Annotated in this window: 4 protein-coding genes; 1 reads left to right on the top strand and 3 read right to left on the bottom strand. The window is 60.7% G+C overall.

Annotated elements, in window-relative coordinates; all coding sequences use genetic code 11:
- From IBX54_RS13670 to ompR, 3 genes are all read right to left on the bottom strand, one after another.
- Positions 1–270: hypothetical protein (locus IBX54_RS13670; RefSeq protein ID WP_296543208.1), on the bottom strand; the 270-nt coding region annotated here is incomplete at its 3' end.
- Between the two features lie 50 nt (positions 271–320).
- Positions 321–1658: an ATP-binding protein gene (locus IBX54_RS13665; protein WP_296543207.1), complete on the bottom strand. Its 1338-nt coding sequence runs from the start codon at positions 1656–1658 to the stop codon at positions 321–323.
- Complete coding sequence (gene ompR, locus IBX54_RS13660) at positions 1645–2376, bottom strand: two-component system response regulator OmpR (protein WP_296543206.1); 732 nt, start codon at positions 2374–2376, stop codon at positions 1645–1647. Before ompR ends, IBX54_RS13665 begins: the two co-directional genes overlap by 14 nt.
- 137 nt (positions 2377–2513) lie before the next feature.
- Here ompR and IBX54_RS13655 point away from each other — a divergent pair, with 137 nt between their 5' ends.
- On the top strand, positions 2514–3221 hold the full coding sequence (locus IBX54_RS13655; protein ID WP_296543205.1) for an SIMPL domain-containing protein: 708 nt from the start codon (positions 2514–2516) through the stop codon (positions 3219–3221).
- The last annotated feature ends 211 nt before the right edge of the window (positions 3222–3432 follow it).

Here is a 3432-nt window from a genome sequence, read left to right as displayed (position 1 = left end):
CGGGGCGAGACCCGGCACCGGAAACCAGAAAAGGGTAGCGTCCCCTTTTGCCCCTTTTGCCCGAGAAAAGGGTAGCGTCCCCTTTTGCCCCGCCCTTTTGCCCACGCTTTCCATGAACAGCCCCGTCATTGCGAACGAAGTGACGCAATCCATGACCCCGGACTGCATGGACTGCCGCGCTACGCTCGCAGTGACGAAGTCTCTGTTCAAGGTCCGTGTGCGGTATCGGGCCGGGTACGGATGGCTCGCAGTGACGGCTTCCTTGTTCAAGGTCCGTGTGCGGTATCGGACCAGGTACGGGGGGCTCGCAGTGACGCGGCTTAACTTATATGAGCCCGCTGCAGGCGAATGCTGGCGCACAAGCCGCCGCCGCTGGCATTGCTGAGCTCCAGCGTGCCCCCCATGCGCGAGATGATTTTTTGCACAATGGCCAGACCCAGGCCGGTGCCGTTGGCAGCAGTGCGTGCGGTTTCGCCGCGGAAAAATGGCGTGGTCAGTTGTTTGAGTTGGTCCTCGGGCACGCCCGGGCCGTGGTCGCGCAAACACAGCAATATCGAGTTGTCCAATTTGTGTGCCGAAATTTCAACCCGCGCGATGCCGGTGTCAGACGATCGTCCGTAACGCGCCGCGTTTTCAATCAGGTTGGTGATAACGCGCTGCAGTTCCACGGCATCGGCCTGAACCATCAGCTTGGGTTCAAGGCTTAGCTTGATGTCAAGCTCGGGGCGGTTGCGCAAGGCTGCCATGCTCTGCTCGATGACCTGGCTGATTGGCAGCGGGCTCAACTCGATCTGGTCAGGCCGTGCGTAATCCAGAAACTTGTTGATGATGGCATCAAGCTGCGCGATGTCGTTGGCCATGTGCTCGCGCGCCGTGGCATCACTGACACTGAGTTCGGCCTCCAGCCGCAGTCGCGCCAGCGGGGTGCGCAAATCGTGAGAAATGCCGGCCAGCATCACCGCGCGTTCTTCCTCGATTCGGGCCAGCTTTTGCGTCATGCGGTTAAAGCCGATGTTGACCGTCCTGATCTCGTTGGTGCTCGCGGACTCGTCCAGCTGACTGGCCTGGAAGTCGCCTTCGCGCACGCGCCTGGCGGCAATTGACAGATCATTCAGGGGCCGGTTGATGAGTCGCGCCATCCAGGCCGCGCCCAGCAGCGACAAAGCCGCGGCGGTGGTCAGCCAGACCAGCCAGGTCTTGGCCTCGGGCTGATCAAAGCGGGAACGGTCTGTTTGCAGCCAGAAATGGTCTTTGTTGATGTCAAAACCAATCCACAGCCCAGGCACGCCGTTGACTCTTTCTGCTACCAGCGTATCGTGCCCCAGACGATTTTTCAGCTCCTTGGCCATGTGGTGGTTGAGTTCATCATTGTTCAGGGGCTCGATCACGTCGTTGGGTTCGCGCGGCACGATCACCACATGCTCCTGGTCTTTCATGGTCTTGAACAGCGAGACCTGGGTGATGCTGTCGGTGTGCATGACCGCGGCCCGGCTCAAGTTGACCATCGATGCGATCTGCCGCCCGGTCTGCATGGCACGCGGTTCGGCTTCGAGCTCGTGCAGGGTTTCGGTCCAGGCCAGCACGCTGCCCAGCAACATCAGCGCCAGCAGGACAAAGGTGCGCCAGAACAGGCTCAGGCGGGGTTTATATCTTGTCATCGGGTACAAAGACGTAGCCAACACCCCACACGGTCTGGATGTAGCGCGGTGCCGTAGCGTCTTCTTCGATGAGTTTGCGCAGCCGCGACACCTGCACGTCGAGGCTGCGGTCAAACGGCTCAAAGTCGCGGCCGCGCGCCAGTTGTGCCAGTTTTTCGCGCGAGAGGGGCTGACGCGGGTGCCGCACCAGCGCCTTGAGCATGGCAAATTCACCGGTGGTCAGGCTGAGTTCTTCGCTGCCCTTGCGCAGGATGCGCGCGCCCAGATCAAAACTGAACGGGCCGAAAGTGATGGTTTCGTTGTTGCCCGAGGGCGCGCCTGGCGCTTCGAGCGGCGGGCGACGGCGCAGCACGGCATGAATGCGCGCCAGCAGCTCGCGCGGGTTGAAGGGCTTGCCCAGGTAATCGTCAGCGCCCACCTCGAGCCCCACAATGCGGTCAATATCCTCGCCCTTGGCCGTGAGCATGATGATGGGCGTGTGGTCGTTGGCACTGCGCAGGCGTCGGCACACCGACAAGCCGTCTTCGCCCGGCATCATCAGGTCGAGCACAATCAAATCAACGGGTTCGCGTTGCAGCATGCGGGTCAGCCCCTTGCCGTCCTCGGCCTGCAGCACCTCAAAACCTTCTTGTGTCAGGTAGCGGCGCAGCAGGTCGCGAATGCGCGCGTCGTCATCCACCACCAATATTTTGTCAATTCGGTCGGGTTTTGCAGTCATACTTCGCTCCAGGACAATTTGTAACAGGCGTGATTTTGCGTGTTTGAATTTGTGTTTGACAATTCTTTTGCTCATATTGACATGCTGTTACAAATTTGTTTGGTTATTTACCCGCCCGTATCTTTAAGGAATCCAAGATGAAAAACCACCTGAAACTGATCGCGTTTGGTGCTTTCATGATGGGTGCCAGCGCCGCTTTTGCGCAAACCATGGCGCCAGCGTTGCCGACCCAAAGGGTCAGCCTGGCGGCCAGCGCCACGGTGCAGGTGCCGCAAGACGAGCTCACGCTCACGCTGAGCACCCAGCGCGAAGGCGTGAATGCGCCAGAGGTGCAAAGCCAGCTCAAGGCCGCGCTCGACGCTGCGCTGACGCTGGTCAAACCGCAGACGCAAAGCCCCTTGATGAGCGTCCGCACCGGGCGTTTCGGCCTGTCGCCGCGGCACGACCGCAACGGCAAACTGGTCGGCTGGCAAGGCACCGCCGAGCTGGTGTTGCAAGGCAATGATTTTGTGCGCATCAGCCAGATGGCGGGGCAGCTGCAAACCCTGAGCGTGGCCAGTGTCAGCTTTGGCCTGAGTACGCAACTGCGCCAGCAAGCGCAGGCGCAGGCGCAAAGCCAGGCCATTGCGCAGTTTCAGAAAAGCGCCGCCGAGATCGCCAAAAGCTTCGGCTTTGACGGCTACACGCTGGGCGAGATCAATGTCAACGCCAACCAGATCGGCCCGGTGCGGCCCTACATGATGGCGGCCAGCGCCCGCGCCATGGCTGACGAGGCGCCAGTGCCGATGGAAGCCGGCTTGAGCAACGTAAGCGTCAATGTATCGGGCTCGGTGCAGTTGAAATAAGCTGCCTGGCCCGTCATTGCGAGCGAAGCGCGGCCGGTATCGTCATTGCGAGCGAAGCGCGGCTGGTATCGTCATTGCGAGCGAAGCGCGGCAATCCAGGGCTTCATGGATTGCCACGTCGCTGCGCTCCTCGCAATGACGGGAAATGCTGGCGCTTCTTTCCATGAACAGCCCCGTCATTGCGAACGCAGTGACGCAATCCATGACCCCG

This window comes from Rhodoferax sp. (assembly GCF_014859475.1).
GTDB lineage: Bacteria > Pseudomonadota > Gammaproteobacteria > Burkholderiales > Burkholderiaceae_C > Rhodoferax.
Note: the sequence above shows the minus strand (reverse complement) of the source record. Positions and strands in the feature narration are given on the sequence as shown.